Source organism: Chitinimonas taiwanensis DSM 18899, from assembly GCF_900119825.1.
In the GTDB taxonomy this organism is placed as follows: domain Bacteria; phylum Pseudomonadota; class Gammaproteobacteria; order Burkholderiales; family Chitinimonadaceae; genus Chitinimonas; species Chitinimonas taiwanensis.
In genome coordinates this window covers 1-17779 of record NZ_FPKR01000015.1, presented here as the reverse complement: position 1 = coordinate 17779, position 17779 = coordinate 1, and the positions used below count along the sequence as shown (strand labels likewise).

13 protein-coding genes are annotated in these 17779 nt (G+C 63.6%); 8 read left to right on the top strand and 5 right to left on the bottom strand.

What is annotated here, in order from left to right; genetic code table 11:
- The first annotated feature begins 232 nt into the window (after positions 1-232).
- Complete coding sequence (locus BT173_RS16940) at positions 233-1282, top strand: porin (RefSeq protein ID WP_072429862.1); 1050 nt, start codon at positions 233-235, stop codon at positions 1280-1282.
- Positions 1283-1450: 168 nt separating this feature from the next.
- The gene (locus BT173_RS16935) at positions 1451-3067 is read left to right on the top strand and encodes a methyl-accepting chemotaxis protein (protein ID WP_072429861.1); all 1617 of its coding nucleotides are present in this window, start codon (positions 1451-1453) and stop codon (positions 3065-3067) included.
- 57 nt (positions 3068-3124) lie between these two features.
- On the opposite strand, the gene BT173_RS16930 is transcribed toward BT173_RS16935, so the two are convergent.
- A complete protein-coding gene (locus tag BT173_RS16930; protein ID WP_072429860.1) occupies positions 3125-3367 on the bottom strand; it encodes a hypothetical protein in 243 nt (80 codons plus the stop codon).
- A 205-nt stretch (positions 3368-3572) separates the two neighbouring features.
- On the opposite strand from BT173_RS16930, the gene BT173_RS16925 reads away from it, so the two are divergent.
- Entirely contained in the window at positions 3573-3980 is a 408-nt protein-coding gene (locus BT173_RS16925) for a PilZ domain-containing protein (protein WP_072429859.1), read from the top strand.
- Here the strand turns inward: BT173_RS16925 and BT173_RS16920 are convergent.
- The 3 genes from BT173_RS16920 to BT173_RS16910 form a co-directional block, all read right to left on the bottom strand.
- On the bottom strand, positions 3977-4417 hold the full coding sequence (locus BT173_RS16920; RefSeq protein ID WP_072429858.1) for a GNAT family N-acetyltransferase: 441 nt from the start codon (positions 4415-4417) through the stop codon (positions 3977-3979). The genes BT173_RS16925 and BT173_RS16920 overlap by 4 nt on opposite strands.
- Entirely contained in the window at positions 4414-5487 is a 1074-nt protein-coding gene (rsgA, locus tag BT173_RS16915; RefSeq protein WP_072429964.1) for a ribosome small subunit-dependent GTPase A, read from the bottom strand. Before rsgA ends, BT173_RS16920 begins: the two co-directional genes overlap by 4 nt.
- Positions 5488-5812: 325 nt before the next feature.
- Complete coding sequence (locus tag BT173_RS16910) at positions 5813-9166, bottom strand: hybrid sensor histidine kinase/response regulator (RefSeq protein ID WP_072429857.1); 3354 nt, start codon at positions 9164-9166, stop codon at positions 5813-5815.
- A 141-nt stretch (positions 9167-9307) separates the two neighbouring features.
- Between BT173_RS16910 and BT173_RS16905 the strand changes: the two genes are divergently transcribed.
- The 4 genes from BT173_RS16905 to BT173_RS16890 all read left to right on the top strand — a co-directional run bounded on the left by BT173_RS16905 (position 9308) and on the right by BT173_RS16890 (position 15700).
- The gene (locus tag BT173_RS16905; protein ID WP_072429856.1) at positions 9308-11077 is read left to right on the top strand and encodes a GMC family oxidoreductase N-terminal domain-containing protein; all 1770 of its coding nucleotides are present in this window, start codon (positions 9308-9310) and stop codon (positions 11075-11077) included.
- Positions 11078-11138: 61 nt separating this feature from the next.
- Positions 11139-12881: an alpha/beta hydrolase gene (locus tag BT173_RS16900; protein ID WP_072429855.1), complete on the top strand. Its 1743-nt coding sequence runs from the start codon at positions 11139-11141 to the stop codon at positions 12879-12881.
- A 76-nt stretch (positions 12882-12957) separates the two neighbouring features.
- A complete protein-coding gene (locus BT173_RS16895; RefSeq protein WP_072429854.1) occupies positions 12958-14502 on the top strand; it encodes a metallophosphoesterase in 1545 nt (514 codons plus the stop codon).
- Positions 14503-14719: 217 nt separating this feature from the next.
- Positions 14720-15700, top strand: a complete 981-nt coding sequence (locus BT173_RS16890) for a Gfo/Idh/MocA family protein (protein WP_072429853.1) — start codon at positions 14720-14722, stop codon at positions 15698-15700.
- A gap of 95 nt (positions 15701-15795) precedes the next feature.
- On the opposite strand, the gene BT173_RS16885 is transcribed toward BT173_RS16890, so the two are convergent.
- Positions 15796-16092: a GIY-YIG nuclease family protein gene (locus BT173_RS16885; protein WP_072429852.1), complete on the bottom strand. Its 297-nt coding sequence runs from the start codon at positions 16090-16092 to the stop codon at positions 15796-15798.
- Positions 16093-16444: 352 nt separating this feature from the next.
- Between BT173_RS16885 and BT173_RS16880 the strand changes: the two genes are divergently transcribed.
- On the top strand, positions 16445-17617 hold the full coding sequence (locus BT173_RS16880; protein ID WP_084658795.1) for a NucA/NucB deoxyribonuclease domain-containing protein: 1173 nt from the start codon (positions 16445-16447) through the stop codon (positions 17615-17617).
- The last annotated feature ends 162 nt before the right edge of the window (positions 17618-17779 follow it).

Genomic DNA, 17779 nt, shown 5'->3' with positions numbered 1-17779 from the left:
CCAGGCCAAGTGGCCTGAAACCCGCTTGTAACAAGTAGTTGCGGGCTACATTAGCAAAATATGTCATTTGCATTCCGCGCCAATTCACACTTGTCTGCAGCGGTTTTCCCCAATGCGTGTGCCCGAAGCCCGCGCCGAACAATGTGCTGGCTTTTTGCAATGCAGCACCAGCATCCCAGAATGGGATAGCGGGCTGCAGACACCAACAACGGATAAATCAGGAGCATCGTTCATGAAATACACTGCTATCGCCGCCGTACTGGCTGGCCTGTTCGCCGTGCCGGCCGTGCAAGCTGCCGAGAACACCGTCAATCTGTACGGTATCGCCCAGCTGGGCCTGACCATTGCCGACAACGGCGACACCAACAAGCTGCTGGTGGAAGACACCGGTTCGCGCATTGGCTTCAAGGGCGAAGAGCTGCTCGGCAATGGCAGCAAGGCCTTCTTCCAGATCGAAAGCGCTGTTGCGATGGACAATGCCGGCGCCAGCGGCTTCGCTTCCCGTGAAGGCTGGCTCGGTCTGAAGGGTGACTTCGGTACCGTCAAGCTCGGCCGCGGCAAGACCTACTTCGACCTGGCCCAGGAAGGCTTTGACGGCTTCAACGGCAACTCGACCATGATCAGCAGCCTGCTGATCGATGGCGCCTACTACCGCATGAACGACAGCATCGCCTACGAAACCGTCAACATGGACGGCTTCACCGGCAAGCTGCAGTACGGCGATATGGAAGGCAAGGACAGCGAAATCTCGCCGTACGCGCTGATCGGCTCGCTGGCCTACGAAAACGGCCCGCTGAACGCTGTGTTCGCCTTCGAGAACCAGAAGGATCTGCCGGCATCGTTTGGCAACGGTTCCAAGACGCTGAAGGATCCAAAGACTGGCGCATATCTGTCCAAAGGTCTGAAGATTCGTAACTACCTGCTGGGTGCTGGCTACACCCTGCCCACCGGTACCAATCTGAAGGCCGCCGTGCGCCTGAGCGATATCGACGGTGCCAAGCGCAACACCTTTATCGCCGTGGTCGCCCATCCGTTTGGCGACGTGACCGGCCGCATCGGCTTCACCCAGGCTGGCGATATCGATGATGTCGAAAACACCGGTGGCAGCTACCTGGCTGTGGGTGTGGACTACCCGCTGTCCAAGCGCAGCATCGTCTACACCGAGTTCAGCTACGCCCGTAATGACTCGGCTGCCGGTGGCCTGATGAGCACCACCGCTGGCCAAGCCGCTGGAGAGCGCAAGAACAGCGCCTGGACCACTGGTCTGATCCACCTGTTCTAAGCAGTTGCAGCACAGGCTTCGGTGCACACCGGGCCGCCACATCAGCACCCCGCCTTGCGCGGGGTGTCTCTTTTTGGAGCGCGGCCCTAGCAAGATCAGGGCGCCGCGCATGCATTGCCCGAGCGGCTATGCTTGAATCATACCCTCACCGCTCATCAGGATTTCATCATGTTCGCCTCGCTCTCGATCCGCAGCCGACTGGCCCTGCTCTGCACCACCTTGCTGCTGTTGCTCTTGGGCGTGAGTCTGCTCGGCATGGCCGGCATACGCAGCGGCAACGCCGAGCTGGCCGATATCTACCAGAAGCGCACGGTGCCGGTGGTGGCCCTGGCCGACCAGATGGACCGGCTGCACCAGGCGCGCGCCGCCTTGCTGCTGGTGCTGGATGCGCCGTTTCCTGATGTGGCCAAGCAGCATTTCGATCAGATCGCCACGCTGGAAGCCCCCTTGCGCAGCGCGCTGGCCGAGCAGGCTGTGCTGAGTGGCGAGGAAGCCGCCATCCGCGACAAATTCGCCGCCAGCTATGCCGCGTATGCGACGGCGCGCCAGGAGATGGAAGCGATTGCCATGCAGGGCGATATGATGGCCGCCGGCCAGGCCTATCGCGAAAAGGTGCGTGGCGCCTTCGAGAACACCACCCAGACCCTGGGCAGCTGGATCGCCCTGCAGCGCGAGGAATCCAAACTCGCCTATGAACGCGCCAGCGCGGCGGGCAACCGCCTGCAGGGTGTGCTGGGCGCCGCGGTGCTGATTGGCATCGTGCTGGCCATTGTGCTGTCCATCGCCATCGTGCGCTCGGTGCTCGGCCCGCTCGAAGCCGCCATCCGCATGGCGGGCAAGATCGCCGCTGGCGAGCTGAACCAGACCGTGCAGCTGCCTGAAAAAGGCGAGATGGGCCGGCTGGGCAAGGCGCTGGAAACCATGCGCGCCCAGCTGCGCGAGATGATGGCCGCCATCGGCGCCTCAAGTAATCAGCTCGACAAGGCTGCCCATGCGCTGCGCGCCGCCTACCGGGAGATCGGCGATGGCTCGCTACGCCAAAGCGAGGCCACCGCCTCGATCGCAGCAGCGGTCGAGCAGATGACGGTGAGCTTTGACCATGTGTCCAATCGCAGCGGCGAAGTGCGCAGCGAGGCCGAACGTGGCTGGCAGCTGGCCGAATCGGGCGCAGCTCAGGCCAATAGCGCAAGCGCCGAGATCGGCCGCGCCGCCGAGGCCGTGCGTGAAAGCCAGGCCACCATAGACCGGTTGGAAGCGCACGCGCACAGCATAGGCAGCATCGCCGCCACCATTCGCGAGATTGCCGACCAGACCAATCTGCTCGCCCTGAATGCTGCCATCGAGGCCGCGCGGGCCGGCGAGCAGGGGCGCGGCTTTGCCGTGGTGGCCGACGAGGTACGCAAGCTAGCCGAAAAGACTTCTTCGGCCACCACCGACATCATGGGCGCGCTCGACTCGATTCAGCGCGAAACCGGCCAGGCCGCCGGCGCGATGCGCCAGAGCAGTACCCAGGTTGCCCATGGCGCGGAAACCGTGCGTGCATTGCTGCCGGCGCTGGCCGAGCTGAAGACCGGCTCGGGCAATACCAGCAGCGAGCTGAGCGAACTGGCCGCCATCTATCGCGAGCAGACTAGCGCCAGCCAGTCGATTGCGCAGAACCTCGAACAGATCGCCCAGATGACCGAGAGCACCAACCTCGCCATCGGACGCAGCAGTAGCACGGTAGATGAGCTGGAACGCCTGGCCGGCGAACTCGAGCAGGCTGTGGCGCGCTTCCGGCTCTAGTCCGGCGACCTGGTCACAAGAAAAAGCCGCTCTTTCGAGCGGCTTATTGCTGGGCACTTACTGCTGGGTAGGCCCGACCGGCGGTGGTCCGGCCGGGCGATCGGGCAGCGCCACCAGCACGCAGGTCGCTTTGATGCTGCGCCCATCCGGGCTGGTGATCTGCACAGTGGTACCAGCAGTCTTGGCGGCACAGGCGGCGGTATCCAATGGGGGCGGAGGCATGCCCGGGCCAGGGCGGGTATCGGCGGCCCAGAGTGGGTTGAGCAGCAGGCAGGCACAGAGAAGGATGTTGGGTTTCATATTGGGCTCCTGAGTAGACAGGCCGCAGCATCGTCTGCCACCGTTTCGCAAACATGTCCGATTGTTTGCCAGCCCCGCGTATTTGCAAGCAGCTGTTACACGGCCACGCTACGCCTAGGCCGCGATCCAGACGGAGACGAGAAAAGCGGCAGCAAGGCGTAGCGCTCTACTACAATCGCGACAGCCTTGCAGAGGGAGCTTGCCGATGTCCGTGTCCACCGCACCTGCCGAACAAAGACGTGCCCACTACCGCCTGCTGACCCAGGAGGTGGAGGCGCTGAGCTGCCAGATCGCCCTGCCGGACGAGGTGCAGGAGATCGACCTGATCGATCTCAGCGAGGGAGGCATCGGCATCCTCGGCTATATCCCCGGCCTGCTGCTGCGCCCTGGCGTGCGCTACCACGGAGTACGCATCGAGTTGCCCCAGGCCGGCGTGCTGCTGGCGAATATCGAGATCCGCGCCGTGCAGGATGTGCAACTGCGCAATGGCATACGCACGGTGCGCAGCGGCGCCCAGTTCCTGGCCCTGACCGTGCCGGCCCAGCAGCTGATCCAGCGCTACATCCTGCAGGCGGAACGCAAGCGCCTGGCGCGCCTGCATCCCGCCGACTAGGCCCTCGCTACTGGCGCGTCCCGCAGCCATTTGCACAGGTAATGGCGCCCTACGCCGCGCGGCATGCCGTGCAAATGGCCGTATTCCTGGTAGCCGAGGCGGCGATAAAAGCCCAGCGCGGCAAAGCTGAAGGTTTCCAGACGCAGCCCGGCCAGCCCCAGGCGCAAGGACAGCGCTTCCGCCTCGTCCATCAGCGCCCGTCCCAGACCGCGCCCACGCGCCGCTTCATGCACCCATAGCTGGTCGATGTACAGGCAGTTCCAGTAAGACCAGGCCACCAGACCTGCCAGCAAATCGCCCTGCGCAGCGTAACGGGCCAGCACATAGCGCTGTGCGGCCTGCGGACCCAGCTGAGCCTGGTTGAAGGCCAGCATGGCCGCCTCCACCTCGGCCACTACCGTATCGGCCTGCTCGCCGTGCAGCCCATCCGCGCTCATCGCTCACCCCGGCGCTTGTCCTGCGAGCGTTGCTTGCCGGCCTTGCCGATCACCTTCCACTTGGCCTGTTGCGCCTTGCGCTCTAGCGGGGTCTGCTGGCTGCGGCGCACCTCGCGCAATAGCTTGTGGTAGTTAAGCAGGCGGTCGGCCGGCACCACCTCACGCACCGCGCAGCCCGGCTCGTCCTCGTGCTGGCAGTCGCGGAAGTGGCAATGCCGGGCCAGCGCCTCGATATCCTCGAAGGTGGCAGCCAGGCTGTCGGCATCCGCATCGGGGCGCCAGGTGCGCAGACCGGGCGTATCGATGATGCATGCACCATCCAGGCAGAAATGCAGCGAGCGCGCCGTGGTGGTATGCCGACCACGCCCATCGCCACGCCTTACTCCGCCGGTGGACTGCAGCGCGCTGCCGCTCAGGGTATTGGTCAGCGTGGATTTGCCGGCGCCCGAGGAGCCGAGCAGCACCAGGGTCTGGCCCAGGCCCAGCCAGGGCGCCAGATCAGCGCGCGCGGCCTCGTCCAGCCCATTCAGCGCATAGGCGGGCACGCTGCGCGGCAGACGCCGGTGCAGCTCGGCCATGCGCGCTTCCACGTCCTGGCCGATATCGGCCTTGGTCAGCACCACCACACCCATCACCCCAGCTGCCTGTACTAGGGCCAGATAGCGCTCCATGCGGCGCAGATTGAAATCATGGTCTAGCCCCATCACCAGCAGGGCGGTGTCGATATTGCTGGCCAGCGGCTGGCGCCGCCCATCATTGGCGCGCCGCGCCAGATGGGTGCTCGGTGCCAGCCGCTCGGCCACCCACAGTTCATCGTGGGCATGAGCTTCTACGGCCACCCAGTCGCCGACCGCCAGACCGCTGCCTGCCTCGTGCAGGCTGGCCTGCAGGGCGGGCAGGGCGCGGGCCGGGTACTCATCCCTGCCATCGTGCAGCTGCAGGCAATCGCGCTGCAGCTCGGTAATTCGCATCAACTGGCTATGGTCGGCAGCCGGGCTGCTCAGCCATTGCGCAGCCAGGGTTTGATTCAGGCCCAGACGGTGCAGGGCGTCAAAATCGAATGCGTGCATGATTCTCTCTATCCAGATCACGTGGCCGACGCGTGCGTCGGCATCGCCATGGCGCAAGCAGCGCATGGCACGGAAAAACGGGAGGTCGGCCGCGGGCAGCGGCAAACACGCGTCTGGCTTGGGAGAAACAGGGCCCGACCAGGATGGCGGGCGGGAAGATCAAGCGCGGGCGGCGAGGCGCCTAGACGGCCGACAGGAGGGCAAGGTCAAATCTATCCATGGTCGTCTCCTGTGGGTGGGTGAAAGAGGCGCCAGTCTGCGCGCCGGCCGGTGGCGCCGTCAAGCTAGGCCGCCGCTCCGCCGCGCGCGGCGCAACAAGCCGCCCCTAGCTGACCGCAGCCGGGAAGCGCTGGCCAATCTGGGCCAGCACACGGGCCAGACATTGATCGAAAGCGGCAATCTGCTCGGCGCTTTCCTGGCCATCGTGCAGCGCGTATTCGAGCGTGCGCGCGCACTCGGTCAGCTCGGTGGCGCCCACATTGGCGGCGACGCCCACCGCCGTGTGCACGACGCGCTCGGCCGTGCTGCGGTCGCCCTCGGCCAATGCCGCATGCAGCTGGGCACTGGTCTGGCCAAGCGCCTTAGGCAGCTTGGCCAACATGCGGTGGTAGAACTCCAGCCGGCCGCCCATGCGGCGCAGCGCACCCTCGGTGTCGAAGCCGGCTAGCTCGCCGTCCGCCTCAGGCTCGGCCGCAGGCGATGGCACCTCCGCAGCCGGGCTGGCACCCTGCTGCAGCCATTTATCCAGGGTCTGGAACATGCGCAAGGGGTCGATCGGCTTGGTGATGCAGTCCTGCATACCTTCGCGCAGGCAACGCTCTCGCTCCTCGACCATCGCATGCGCGGTCATGGCCAGGATGGGCAAGGCGTCAAAACGCGGCTGGCTGCGTATCTGGCGGGTGGCCTCATGCCCGTCCATATCGGGCATCTGCACATCCATCAGCACCAGCTGGTAGTAGTCGGCCGGCTGGGTCTGCAGCAGGGTCAGCGCTTCGCGCCCGGTCTGCGCCACCTCGACCTGTAGACCTTCGCTCTCCAGCAGCTCGACGGCAATCTGTTGATTGATCTCATTGTCCTCAGCCAACAGCACGCGCTGACCTGTCCAGCGCGGCGCAGCACCGTGTACGGGCTGCGGCGCAACCGACACCGGCTGCTTGAGCAGCAGCGGCTGCAGGGTCTCGGTCAGGCTGACCAGATTGATCGGCTTGGTCAGGATGGCATCAATGACGATGTCTTCCACATGCTGGCGCACCTCGTCGCGGCCAAAGGCACTGACCAAGATCATGCGCGGCGTATGGCGCAGCTGGGCCTTCTGTACGAACTGGGCCACCTCCACCCCATCCAGCTGCGGCATCTTCCAGTCGCAGAACACCACATCGTAGGGCTTGCCATGGTCGGCATCATGGATGGCCAGCAGCGCCTCGGCGCCATCGCGCGCCACATCGGCCTGCATGCCCAGCGTGCTCAGCGCATCGACGAGGATTTCGCAGGCCACCGGGTTGTCGTCTGCCACCAGCGCGCGCTTGCCCTGCCAGGCCTGTGCGGCATCCGTCACGGCTGGCTGCGCGCCCTGCACCAGGCCGAAGCTGGCGCTGAAGCGGAAGGTCGAACCCTTGCCTGGTAGGCTATCGAGGCCAATCTCGCCGCCCATCATATTCACCAGCCGCTTACAGATGGCGAGGCCAAGGCCGGTGCCACCATATTTGCGCGTGGTCGAGCCATCGGCCTGGGTGAACGGTTGGAACAGCAGCGCCGCCTGCTCGGCGCTCATGCCGATGCCGGTATCACGCACGGCGAATTCCAGCACCACCTCACCATGCGCCTGCCTGAGCAGTCGGCAGCTCAGGTGGATTTCGCCCTGCTCGGTGAATTTGATTGCGTTATTGGCCAGATTGATCAGCACCTGGCCAAGGCGCAGCGGGTCGCCCACCAACCGGCGCGGAATCTCGGGCGGAATCTGGAACAGGTATTCGAGCTGCTTGTCCTGCGCCTTCTGTGCGGTCACCGTGGCCACATTGGCCAGTACCTCGTCGAGCGAGAACTCGACCTGCTCCATATCCAGCTTGCCCGCCTCGATCTTGGTGAAGTCGAGCACATCATTGATCACCGCCAACAGCGAGTTGCCAGCATTGTGGATCTTGCTCACATAGTCGCGCTGCTTGGCGCTCAGCTCGGTCTTCAGGGCCAGGAAGGCCATGCCGATCACCGCATTCATCGGGGTGCGGATCTCGTGGCTCATATTGGCCAGGAATTCCGACTTCATGCGCGAGGCATCCTCGGCCACCTGCATGGCGTGGCGCAGCGCCAGCTCCTGTTCCTGCAGGCGGTCATTCGCCTCGCTCAGCTCGCGCGTGCGCTGCTCAACGCGCTCTTCCAGGTTCTTTTCCGACGATTGCAACGTTTCCACCAGCTCGAGGTTCACCGCCAGCGCCTCGGCCTGGGCCTTTTCCTTCTCGATGCGCACCGCATTGAAGCGGTCGGCCAGGGCAAAGGCCAGCAGCAGCATTTCCAGCGCCGAGCCGAACTGCATGCCATTCACGGTAATGAAATTGGTGGGCAACAGGCCAAAGCTGCGCAGGCCGGTCATGGCGGCGGCCAAGAGCAGCACGGTGAAGGCGGCCACGAAGTACTTGGCGCTGCGCTGGCGTTTGAGCAGGCAGGCGATGCCGGTACCCAGCACCACCAGCATGGTCAGCGAATCGATGAAGATCGCCCAGGGCAAGGTCGCGCTGAACGCAAACAGCAGCCCGAGGATCTGCAGCGGGTTCAGCGCCACGAAGCCAAGTAGCGCCTTGTCGAACCTGGGCACATAACGCGCGGTGTCCAAAAGATTGCGCATGAACAGCAGCAGCATCAGATTGGTCAGCGCGAAGAAGATCATCGTGGACGGCTTGGCCCAGTGCGGCGAATCGGGCCAGAGGAATTCGAAGGCCACGCCGTTGTAACTGGCCAGCGACAATGCGGCGAAGCTGACAAAGCCCACATACAGCAGATAGGAGCGGTCGCGCAGGGCCAGGAAGAGCAGCAGATTGAACAGGCCCATGGCCATCACCATGCCGAAATACCAAGCCTGGCCCATATAGTCGGTGCGCTGGTATTGCTCAAAGGCCGGCTTGGTCCACAGCTTGGCCGGAATATCCATCGAGCTGTCCGACTGCAGACGCAGGAAGTAGGTGCGCTCGCTCTGCGCGGGCAGCGATACCGGCAGTGCAAAGAAGCGATGCCGATACGGCCGGGCGGTGAACGGCAGCTCACCGCCGCTGCGCAGGCTGGTATAGCTACCGGCCTCGGGCTGGAACAAGGTGATCTGGTCGTGGTGGGCGTAGGCAATATCGATCAGCCGCTCCACCGGCAGCGCACTGCTATTGCGCAGGGTCAGGCTCAGCCAGATCACGCTCTTGGTCAGGCCGAAATTCAGCCCATCGCCCTTGCCGACCTGCACCTGAAAGGCACCACTGCGGTGTTTGTCCAGCACATCGGCGAATACCAGCTGCTGGCTGCGGTCCTCCAACACGCCCAGATGGGGCTGCAGCGAGATCGGCGTGGTGTCCATCTGGCCCACTTCCAGCACCGGCACGGGCGCGGCCAGCAGCGCACTGCACAGGCAGGCCGCCAGCAGGCAGCGCAACAGGTGCAGGCAAAAGCGCGAGCAGGACAGCGAGAAAGTCGACGTGGGCATGGGTGGGACAGTGGTGAAAGCCGCAGCCAAAGCGGCTGGGCGCTTAATCGTAGCAGATCGGCCCCGTGCTGTTTCTGCTGGCATCTGCGCGCAGCTTGGCTAGACTTGCGCCACAGAAAAAAACAATAGGGAGTAACAGGGATGCCGTTCAGCAGCGAATATGAAGCCGTCATCATCGGCAGTGGCTTTGGCGGGGCCGCCATGTGCGCGCGCTTAAGCAAGCGCTGGCCGGGTCAGGTGCTCTTGCTCGAACGCGGCAAGGCCTATCCGCTCGGCAGCTTTCCACGCAGCCCGAATGATCTGGCCAGCAATTTCTGGAGCCCGCGCGACGACACCAGCGAACGCCCGCGCCATGTGGCGCGGCAAAAAAGCGACAAAGGTGCGCTGCTCGGCATGTTCGATGTACGCAGCTTTGCACGCATGGACACGGTGACCTGCGCCGGCCTGGGTGGCGGCTCGCTCATCTATGCGAATGTGTTTCTGCGCCCGTCCGCGCGCAACTTTGAGCAGCACTGGCCGCAGGGCCTGAACCTGGCCACCCTGGCGCCCTATTACGATATTGCCCAGTCGGTGCTCGGTGCACGCACCATTCCACCGCACCAGAATGAGCAGGACCGACGCTTCATCCTGCGCACCCAGCAGTTCCAGCAGTTTGCCGCCAGTCAGCAGCTGCCCAGCAAGCTGTCCGATATCGCCGTCTACTTCGGACACGGCTACAGCTATGCGGGCGCGGCGCAGCCGAGCGAGATTGGCCTGCAGGAAAAGAACCGCTACGGTGCGGTGCAGACCTCGTGCACCTATTGCGGCGAATGCGATATCGGCTGCAATGTGCATGCCAAGAACACCACCGACCTCAACTACCTACATGCGGCGCGCGCGTACCACGGCGCCCAGGTGCAAACCCAAGCACGGGTGAACCAGATCGTGCCGCTGAATGCCGCCGGTGAGGACGACGCGAGCGCCGATGGCCAGCATGGCTACCGCGTGTACTTCGACGACTTTGCCGCCGGCAGTGCGCGCACGGTGACGGCCAAGCGCGTGGTGGTGTCTGCCGGCACGCTGGGCAGCAATGAGCTGCTGCTGCGCTGCCGCGATATCTACCGCAGCCTGCCGCGCCTGAGCGCGCGGCTGGGCCAGCGCTTCTCCGGCAATGGCGACTTCCTTGCCTTTGCCCTGGATGGCCAGCGCGAGATCAATTCCACCTATGGGCCGGTGATCACCCAGTACACCGACCACCATCTGTTCGAGAATCACGACCCCGAGCGCGCCTTCCTGCTGGAAGACGCCAGCGTGCCCACCCACGCCGGCTGGGCGGTGGCCGCCTTGCAGCCGGTGCTGCATCCCTGGGACCGCTTCAAGATGCTGCTCAGCGTGGCCTGGGAAGCGCTGGCCAGCCTCTACCCGGGGCGCAAGAGCCAGCGCCTGGGCAGCCTGATCCAGCAGCTGCTGCGCCATGATGTGACCCAGTACAGCGCCGTGCTGCTATGCATGGGCATCGACAAATCCGATGGGCGCCTACAGCTGAACCAGGCCGGCTTCCTCGACATCGACTGGCCGCAAAAGACCAGCCAGCCCTTGTACGACGCAATCCTGGCGCTGGGCGAGCGCTTCAAGGACTTTATCGGCGCGCGCCTGTTCATGCCCATGCCCAACTGGCTGTGGCCGATGCGCCATAACGTGACCGTGCACCCGCTGGGCGGTTGCACGCTGGCCGACAGCCCCGAGCAGGGCGTGGTCAGCGGCCGGCCCGAGGATAGAGGCCAGGTATTCGGCTACCAGGGCCTGTATGTGGCCGATGGCGCCATCGTGCCCGGTGCGCTGGGCGCCAACCCGGCCGCCACGATTACTGCGCTGAGCGAATGGATTGCCCACGGCATCACCGGCCAGCAGCCGGACGACACGCTGCGCTAAGCAGCCAGCAGCCGCAGCAAAAACAAGACAAGAAACCGCACACTTTCAGGGGAACAAGCATATGGCCAGCGAGCTGCAGGGCATCCGGATTCACTTCTTCGAAACCATGAGCGGCTACGCGAGCCTGGGCGGCAGCAGCTTTGCCGACGGTTTCGAGGAAGGCCGCGCGGCAGGCCTGCCGCTCTCACTGCATGTGAATGTGGATGTGGACGACCTGGCCGACTTCCTCGCCTCGCCCGAACACGGCGCAAGGCTGACGGGCTGGGTGGAAGGCCCGCTGGTGGGCGGGCGTGCCGAGGTCGAATCGGGCCACTTCATGCTGATGCCGGACACCGCCGACCTCAAGCGCAAGATCATGAATTACCGCGTCTACTGCGTGAATGCGGATGGCGAGCGCTTCACCCTGGCCGGGCAGAAGGAGGTGCAGCACCACTTCGGCTTTGATCTGTGGAAAGACACCACCACGCTGTACACCAATCTCTTCGTCGGCCATGTGGCGCCCGAGGACGCCGCGCGTGCCGACCTATTGGCCACCGGCATCCTCAGCCTCGGCGTGGCCGACTTCGTGAAAGTGCTGCGCACCGTGCGCGCTAGCGATGCGGCCGGCAACCATAGCCTGAAGGGTCTGGCCGCCTTCGGGGAGTTCTTCGCCGGCTCGCTCTGGCAGGTGTACGGGCCCTCGCTGCCACCGCGGCCTTACGAAGCCCCGCGTGTGTACGCGCGCTTCACCACCGAGGGCGTGCGCGGCGCCACCATCACCGAGCACCCGTTCAGCACCGGCGATGGCCTGGGGCTGAGCCTGACCCGCTTCCAGCGCAACAACTGCGACGATGTGGTGCTGGTCATCCACGGCCTGACCACCTCGTCCGATATGTTCATCATGCCCGAGCATGAAAACCTGGTGCAGCACCTGTTGAACGAGGGCTATGGCGATGTGTTCACGCTCGACCACCGCGGCAGCAACCGCTTTCCTTATAACCTGATCCGCGGCAAGGCGAACCTCGACGACCTGGCCCTGTACGACCATCCAGCCGCCATCGCCACCCTGCGCCAGATCATCGGCCCGAACAAACGCCTGCATGTGATTGCCCACTGCGTAGGCGCGCTGACCTTCGGCATGAGCCTGGCCGCCGGCCAGGTCGGCGGCATCCAGAGCGCGATCCTGAACAGCATCGCGCTGACCGCCTGCGTGCCGCCCTATTCGGCGCTCAAGCTCGGCCTCGGCCCCTTCGCCTGCGACTACCTGCTCGGGGTGGAATACGTGAACCCGCGCTGGCGCCACCAACCGGGCTGGTCACCGGCCAAGCTCTTGGCCATGGGCGTGGACTGGTTCCATCCGGAATGCGATTCCAGCGAATGCCATATGCTCAGCTTCATGTGGGGGGCCGGCAAACCGGCGCTGTTCCTGCACGAGAACATGGCGCCCGAAACCCATGATCGGCTTGGTGATCTGTTCGGCGGCATCAGCGTCAATTACTACCGCCATGTGCTGAAGATGGTGAAGGCCGACCACGAGGCGGTGAAGTTCGCCCCCGAGGACCCGCGCTACGCGAGCCTGCCCGATAACTACTTCGCCGCCGCGGCCAGCATCAGCACACCGATGCTGCTGACCACCGGCCAGCAGAACGGCGTATTCGCCGATTCGAACATCGTCTGTCACGAACGGCTGGAGCGCTTGGTACCGGGCCGCCACCAGCTGCATGTGTACCCGAACTACGGCCACCAGGATGTGTTCATGGGCAAGAACGTGGCCCAGGACACCTTCCCGCGCATGCTGGCCTTCCTGCGCGCGCACAGCGCCTGAGCCTGCCCCTCGGCCCGGCCCGCTAGTGCGGGTCGGGCCTATCTTTGCCCACTTCAGCACGAGAGACGCCGCACCCATGGTCAGCGCCACCCGCACCCTGTACGACAAGCTGTGTCACAACACCCCGGCCGGCAGCAGCCTGCCGCATATGGCCTTCCTGCCGCCCTCCAGTGCCGCCAAGCGCCTGTGTGTGGTGATTTCAGACATCCACTGCACCGATGGCACGGTGGGCAACCAGAGCGGCGAAGGCGAGGACTGGCTGGCCTTCTTTGCCCAGGTCGAGCAGGCCGCCCAGGGCCAGGACGAGCTGGTGGTGATTCTGAACGGCGACATTATCGACCTGATCCGCAGCGCCGCCTGGACCGAGGCCGGCGTCTACCCGTGGCAGCGCGAGCACCCACGCTTTGCCGAGCTGATCGACACCATCATGGCCGGCATCGTGCGTCAGCACGCCACGCCGCAGGGCCTGTTCGGCCGCGATGGCTTTTTCGAACTGCTGCGCCAGCTCACGCGCAGCCTGAAAGCCAGCGGCGTGAAGGTGCGTCTGGTGCCCATCGTCGGCAACCACGACAAGGAACTCCTGCTGGTCGACAGCGCACGCGCGCGCTTCTATCGCGACTGCCTGGACTGGGCGGTGGACGAGGATGCCGAATACCGCGACTGGATTGCCGCCCAATACGGCTTTGACAGCACGCGCGCCGGCGCCGCCACGCCCTGGCTGCCTTTCTACTATGGCGACCGTGGCTTTCAGCTGTTTGCCACCCACGGCCAATGGCGCGACAACACCAATGCCGTGCAGGGCAAGGGCTGGAAAGCTGGCCGCTGGCAGCCGGAACGCTGGCAGCAGCAGCGCTTTGCCGCCTTCACCGATGCCTGCTTTGGCGACACAGTGGCGGCCGGCCTGCTGTCCGGCTTTATCTGGGACGCCAAGAACGCGCTACGCGTGCTGGAAGCGGGCAACCGCACCGACAGCAAGGCAATTGCACGCCTGTGCAGCATCCTCGACGAGATGGACCTGTATCGGCCGGCCAGCAAGGGCATCGTGCGCATCCTGCAGGAAGCACGCGCCCAGCGCGGCAAGGGCGCGGACGAAGCAATCGTGGCCAGCATCTCCACCACCTTCCGCGCCAATCTGCGCCGCTGGCTGGCCCAAGCAGCCGCCTGGCGCCGCGCGCCCTTCCCCATCATCGTCTTCCTGCCCCTGCTCTGGTTGCTCAGCCGCGTGCGCCAGGAGGTGGTCAGCCTGGGCGTGATGAAGCTGATGGCCTGGGTGCAGGAACCCAAGCCCGGCATCGCGCTGCGCGATCTGCTCGGCCTGCCGGCCTTCCACGCCGCCTACCGCGAATACGGCTTCAGCATCCACACCGAGGGCCACACCCATGTGGCACTGGAAGCCGACCTGCAGTTCGACACGCCCGAGCAGCAGCCCAACTACAGCTATGTGAACACCGGCGCCTGGCGCGGCCAGATCTTCCCCAAGGCCAACTACGGCTACCGCCGCCGCGGCATAGGCCGCGCGCTCTACCTGTTCGACACCCAGCAAGGCAACGGCGAGCGCACGCTACGCTACTACGTGCGCGACGCGCTGAGCTGGGGGAGCCAGCTCGATAAGCTGGCTTGAAAACGACAAGGCCCAGCTAAGTGCTGGGCCTCGGATGGTTTCGGGATGCGATGCACTGAGTGTTGAAAGATGGGCAGGCGAGACCGTCACCACGCGGCGCACCTTGCCGAGTCATCAATACCCCACTGGTCTCATCCACCCTGAAACCCCGCGCTACCCACTACAGCCCGCAAAGCCGCTAGCATGGCCCAAACCGTTATCCATGGAAGGGCTAGCTATGCAAAGTCGTTTGCGCTGGGGCATTCTCGGCACCGGTGGGATTGCCCGTCAGCTCGCCCAGGCACTGGCCGAGCTTGATGATGCGCTGCTGTACGGCGTGGCATCGCGCGATGCAACCAAAGCGGCGGCATTCGCGGGCGAGTTTGGCGCGCCCATCCATTACGGCAGCTATGCCGCTCTGCTGGCCGACCCACAGATTGATGTGGTCTATATCGCCACCCCGCATGCCCAGCACCACGCGCTGCTGCTTGACTGCATTACGGCCGGCAAGCCGGTGCTGTGCGAAAAGCCGTTCACCCTGAATGCGCGCCAGGGCGCCGAGGCGATTGCGCTGGCGCGGGCGCGCGGCGTGTTCGTGATGGAAGCGATGTGGACGCGCTTCATCCCGGCGATTGTGGCGGCGCAAGACTTGGTGGCAGCGGGCGAGATTGGTCGCTTGCAGGGCCTGCAGGCCGACTTCGGCTTCTGCCAGCCTTTCGACGCGCAACACCGCACCTTCAACCAGGCCCTGGGCGGCGGGGCCTTGCTGGATATCGGCATCTACCCCTTAGCACTGGCCCAGCTGTTTCTCGGCCCGATCAGTGCGATCAGCGCGCAGGCGGAGCTCGGGCAGAGCGGTGTGGATGAGCAGACCAGCTTCAGCCTGCGCCATCGCGACGGTGGCATCAGCCAGGGCCTATGCAGCCTGCGCAGCCGCACGCCGTGGGAAGCCACGCTGATGGGCGAGCGCGGCACGCTGCGCTTGCATAGCCCGATGTTCAAGCCCGAGCGGCTGACCGTGCACAACGAGCAGGGCAGCCGTGAAATAGCCGTCCCTCATCTGGGCAATGGCTATCGCTACGAGGTGGAAGAGGTAAACCGCTGCCTGCGCGCGGGCCTGCGCGAAAGCCCGCGCATGCCGCTGGACGACACGCTGGCTGCCTTGGCGGCCATGGATGAAATCCGCCGCCAGATTGGCGTCCGCTATCCGGGCGAGTAAGTGCGCTAGCGTGGCGTCGACTCAGACGCGGCGGCGCCAAGCTTGCCCCGCATCGCCCGCTGGCTGGCTGGCTTGGCAGCACAGATAAGCCCGCACTAAGCCTCGCCTGGCAGCACCAAGGTCAGCTCAGGCGTACTGGCAATCAGACGCAGCTTGGCCGCTCTATCCAGCCGCTTGATCGCCACTTCGCGCTTGGAAGCACTCGAGCGGTCGGCGCAGCGCTCCACATACACCGGCACCACCGGCAGGCGCACCCGCGTATAACGCGCGCCCTTGCCGGCATTGTGCGTGGCCAGGCGCGCGGCCAAATCGTTGCTGATGCCGCAATACAGGCTGTCATCCGCACAGCGCAGCAGATACACGCACCAATCTTTCGCTTTGCGCTCACTCATCCCGCCATTGTCCCAACCGCCCCGGCAGCGGGCAAGCCGCCAAGTCACGAGAATGCGGGCGCATCCCTCTGGCCGTCGGATGATCCAGCCATGCGCCATCGCGCCGGCGAATGCAATAAAAGAACACCCAATAAATCAAGCAATTAAACCAGGAATATAAATGCTTTTGAAATAGTAGCCATTCCGCATGCTTCAACATGAATTAAATCAGCATATCTTATTAAACGAAATAATTTGTCTATACCGCTTCAACTATTTACTCTGCGCCGTCCTGCTGGCCACACGCTGGCAGGAATCAGGAGGAAGGTGCTGATCGGCGCCATCCATACAAAATCAAGAAGCAAGGAAAACCATGTTCATCAAGCCATCCTGGCTCATTGCCGGGCTGCTGCTCGGCAGCCTCAGCCTTAGCACGCAAGCCTTCGACGCGCGGTGGTATGCCCCAGGCAAACCCGCCCAGGCCAGCAAGCCCACCCCCAAACTGGCGGCCAACCGTGTCAAGCGCAGCAGCGAAAGCGGCCCTATCGATGCAAGCGATGTTGCCGCCGTCTGCGCACGCACCTTTATCGGAAAAACACCAGAAGTACTACGTAGCCGCACCTCGTTCTGTTCGAAAACTGCGCCATTCCTTTTCAACGTGATGGATAAAGATGGCCATTACCTAGGTGAAGTTTCAGTAGAAACTTACACTTATTCGGATAATAACCCGACCAATACATTGAGCTGGCCGATTAAATATCGCATTCGCACCACGGTCACAGATGGCAATCCAGGTCAGATATTTGTCAAGCCTGAGGTGAATTGCCCCGATTGCACTATCACCCTAAATGCCGGCGCGCTTTTGTCGCTGAATGGCTTAAGTGCAGAACAAACCGTCATCATCAACTTTCCACGGCCAGCGGCCGGAGAGCGGCTCGACTTCGATACTGAATGGAAGTACCAGTTCCGTGGCAAGGGTGAACTGGAGAACAAGCCAAATGAAAGCTATGTACCTAAGGTACGCTGCGACTCAGGCATGGCCAAGAAAGACAGTACGGGCTGCGTCTATTATGAGGCCGCAGCGGTATTCCGTAGCTTGGCTTTAAGTAATCCGGATGTGGACGAATCCGCCCGCCATATCAAAGACGCTCAAGAGAATGGACAACCGGGACAATTTGTCCCGAAGTCGCCTGGCAGTGCATTGGCAGACAAAGATGCAGTAAAGCCATTGAGCAGGCAACGCGGCCAATCCGCTATACGGGCGAGTCGAGAATCAACCAAAAAAGCGTGTGTTGCACGTAAAAACAACCCCATTCAAGGTGAATGCGGTAGCGGCGATACGGATGAACCAGCCGGTAAAGGTTGCGATTGCGATGAGTATCCATTCGCTTCCAGCCGAGAAGGCGGGCAAGACGACGATGGGAGCGGCGCTTCGATCCGGATCATCTCGCCCGATGACAATCGTCGGGCGGGTGGATTGCTCGGCACTTTCTATCTGCGCGAGCGCGTTATCGATAATGAACCGTTCTTCGTTGAAATTCAGTAATCCACTCTTGTAAGCGGTATTACACGCGGATTTGCGATGGAAAAAACTGCAGATGGGGCGATATGCCCCATCTGCGTCGCTTCTTCACCAACGTCTGAACAACCTACCCTCCCTCTCATTCCATGATTTGTCGATGGCTCACATAACTCTTGTTAAATACTT

Coding starts and splice junctions, on each gene's coding strand:
- BT173_RS16940 (WP_072429862.1), top strand. CDS start 233: ATGAAATACACTGCTATCGCCGCCGTACTGGCTGGCCTGTTCGCCGTG.
- BT173_RS16935 (WP_072429861.1), top strand. CDS start 1,451: ATGTTCGCCTCGCTCTCGATCCGCAGCCGACTGGCCCTGCTCTGCACC.
- BT173_RS16930 (WP_072429860.1), bottom strand. CDS start 3,367: ATGAAACCCAACATCCTTCTCTGTGCCTGCCTGCTGCTCAACCCACTC.
- BT173_RS16925 (WP_072429859.1), top strand. CDS start 3,573: ATGTCCGTGTCCACCGCACCTGCCGAACAAAGACGTGCCCACTACCGC.
- BT173_RS16920 (WP_072429858.1), bottom strand. CDS start 4,417: ATGAGCGCGGATGGGCTGCACGGCGAGCAGGCCGATACGGTAGTGGCC.
- rsgA (WP_072429964.1), bottom strand. CDS start 5,487: ATGCACGCATTCGATTTTGACGCCCTGCACCGTCTGGGCCTGAATCAA.
- BT173_RS16910 (WP_072429857.1), bottom strand. CDS start 9,166: ATGCCCACGTCGACTTTCTCGCTGTCCTGCTCGCGCTTTTGCCTGCAC.
- BT173_RS16905 (WP_072429856.1), top strand. CDS start 9,308: ATGCCGTTCAGCAGCGAATATGAAGCCGTCATCATCGGCAGTGGCTTT.
- BT173_RS16900 (WP_072429855.1), top strand. CDS start 11,139: ATGGCCAGCGAGCTGCAGGGCATCCGGATTCACTTCTTCGAAACCATG.
- BT173_RS16895 (WP_072429854.1), top strand. CDS start 12,958: ATGGTCAGCGCCACCCGCACCCTGTACGACAAGCTGTGTCACAACACC.
- BT173_RS16890 (WP_072429853.1), top strand. CDS start 14,720: ATGCAAAGTCGTTTGCGCTGGGGCATTCTCGGCACCGGTGGGATTGCC.
- BT173_RS16885 (WP_072429852.1), bottom strand. CDS start 16,092: ATGAGTGAGCGCAAAGCGAAAGATTGGTGCGTGTATCTGCTGCGCTGT.
- BT173_RS16880 (WP_084658795.1), top strand. CDS start 16,445: ATGTTCATCAAGCCATCCTGGCTCATTGCCGGGCTGCTGCTCGGCAGC.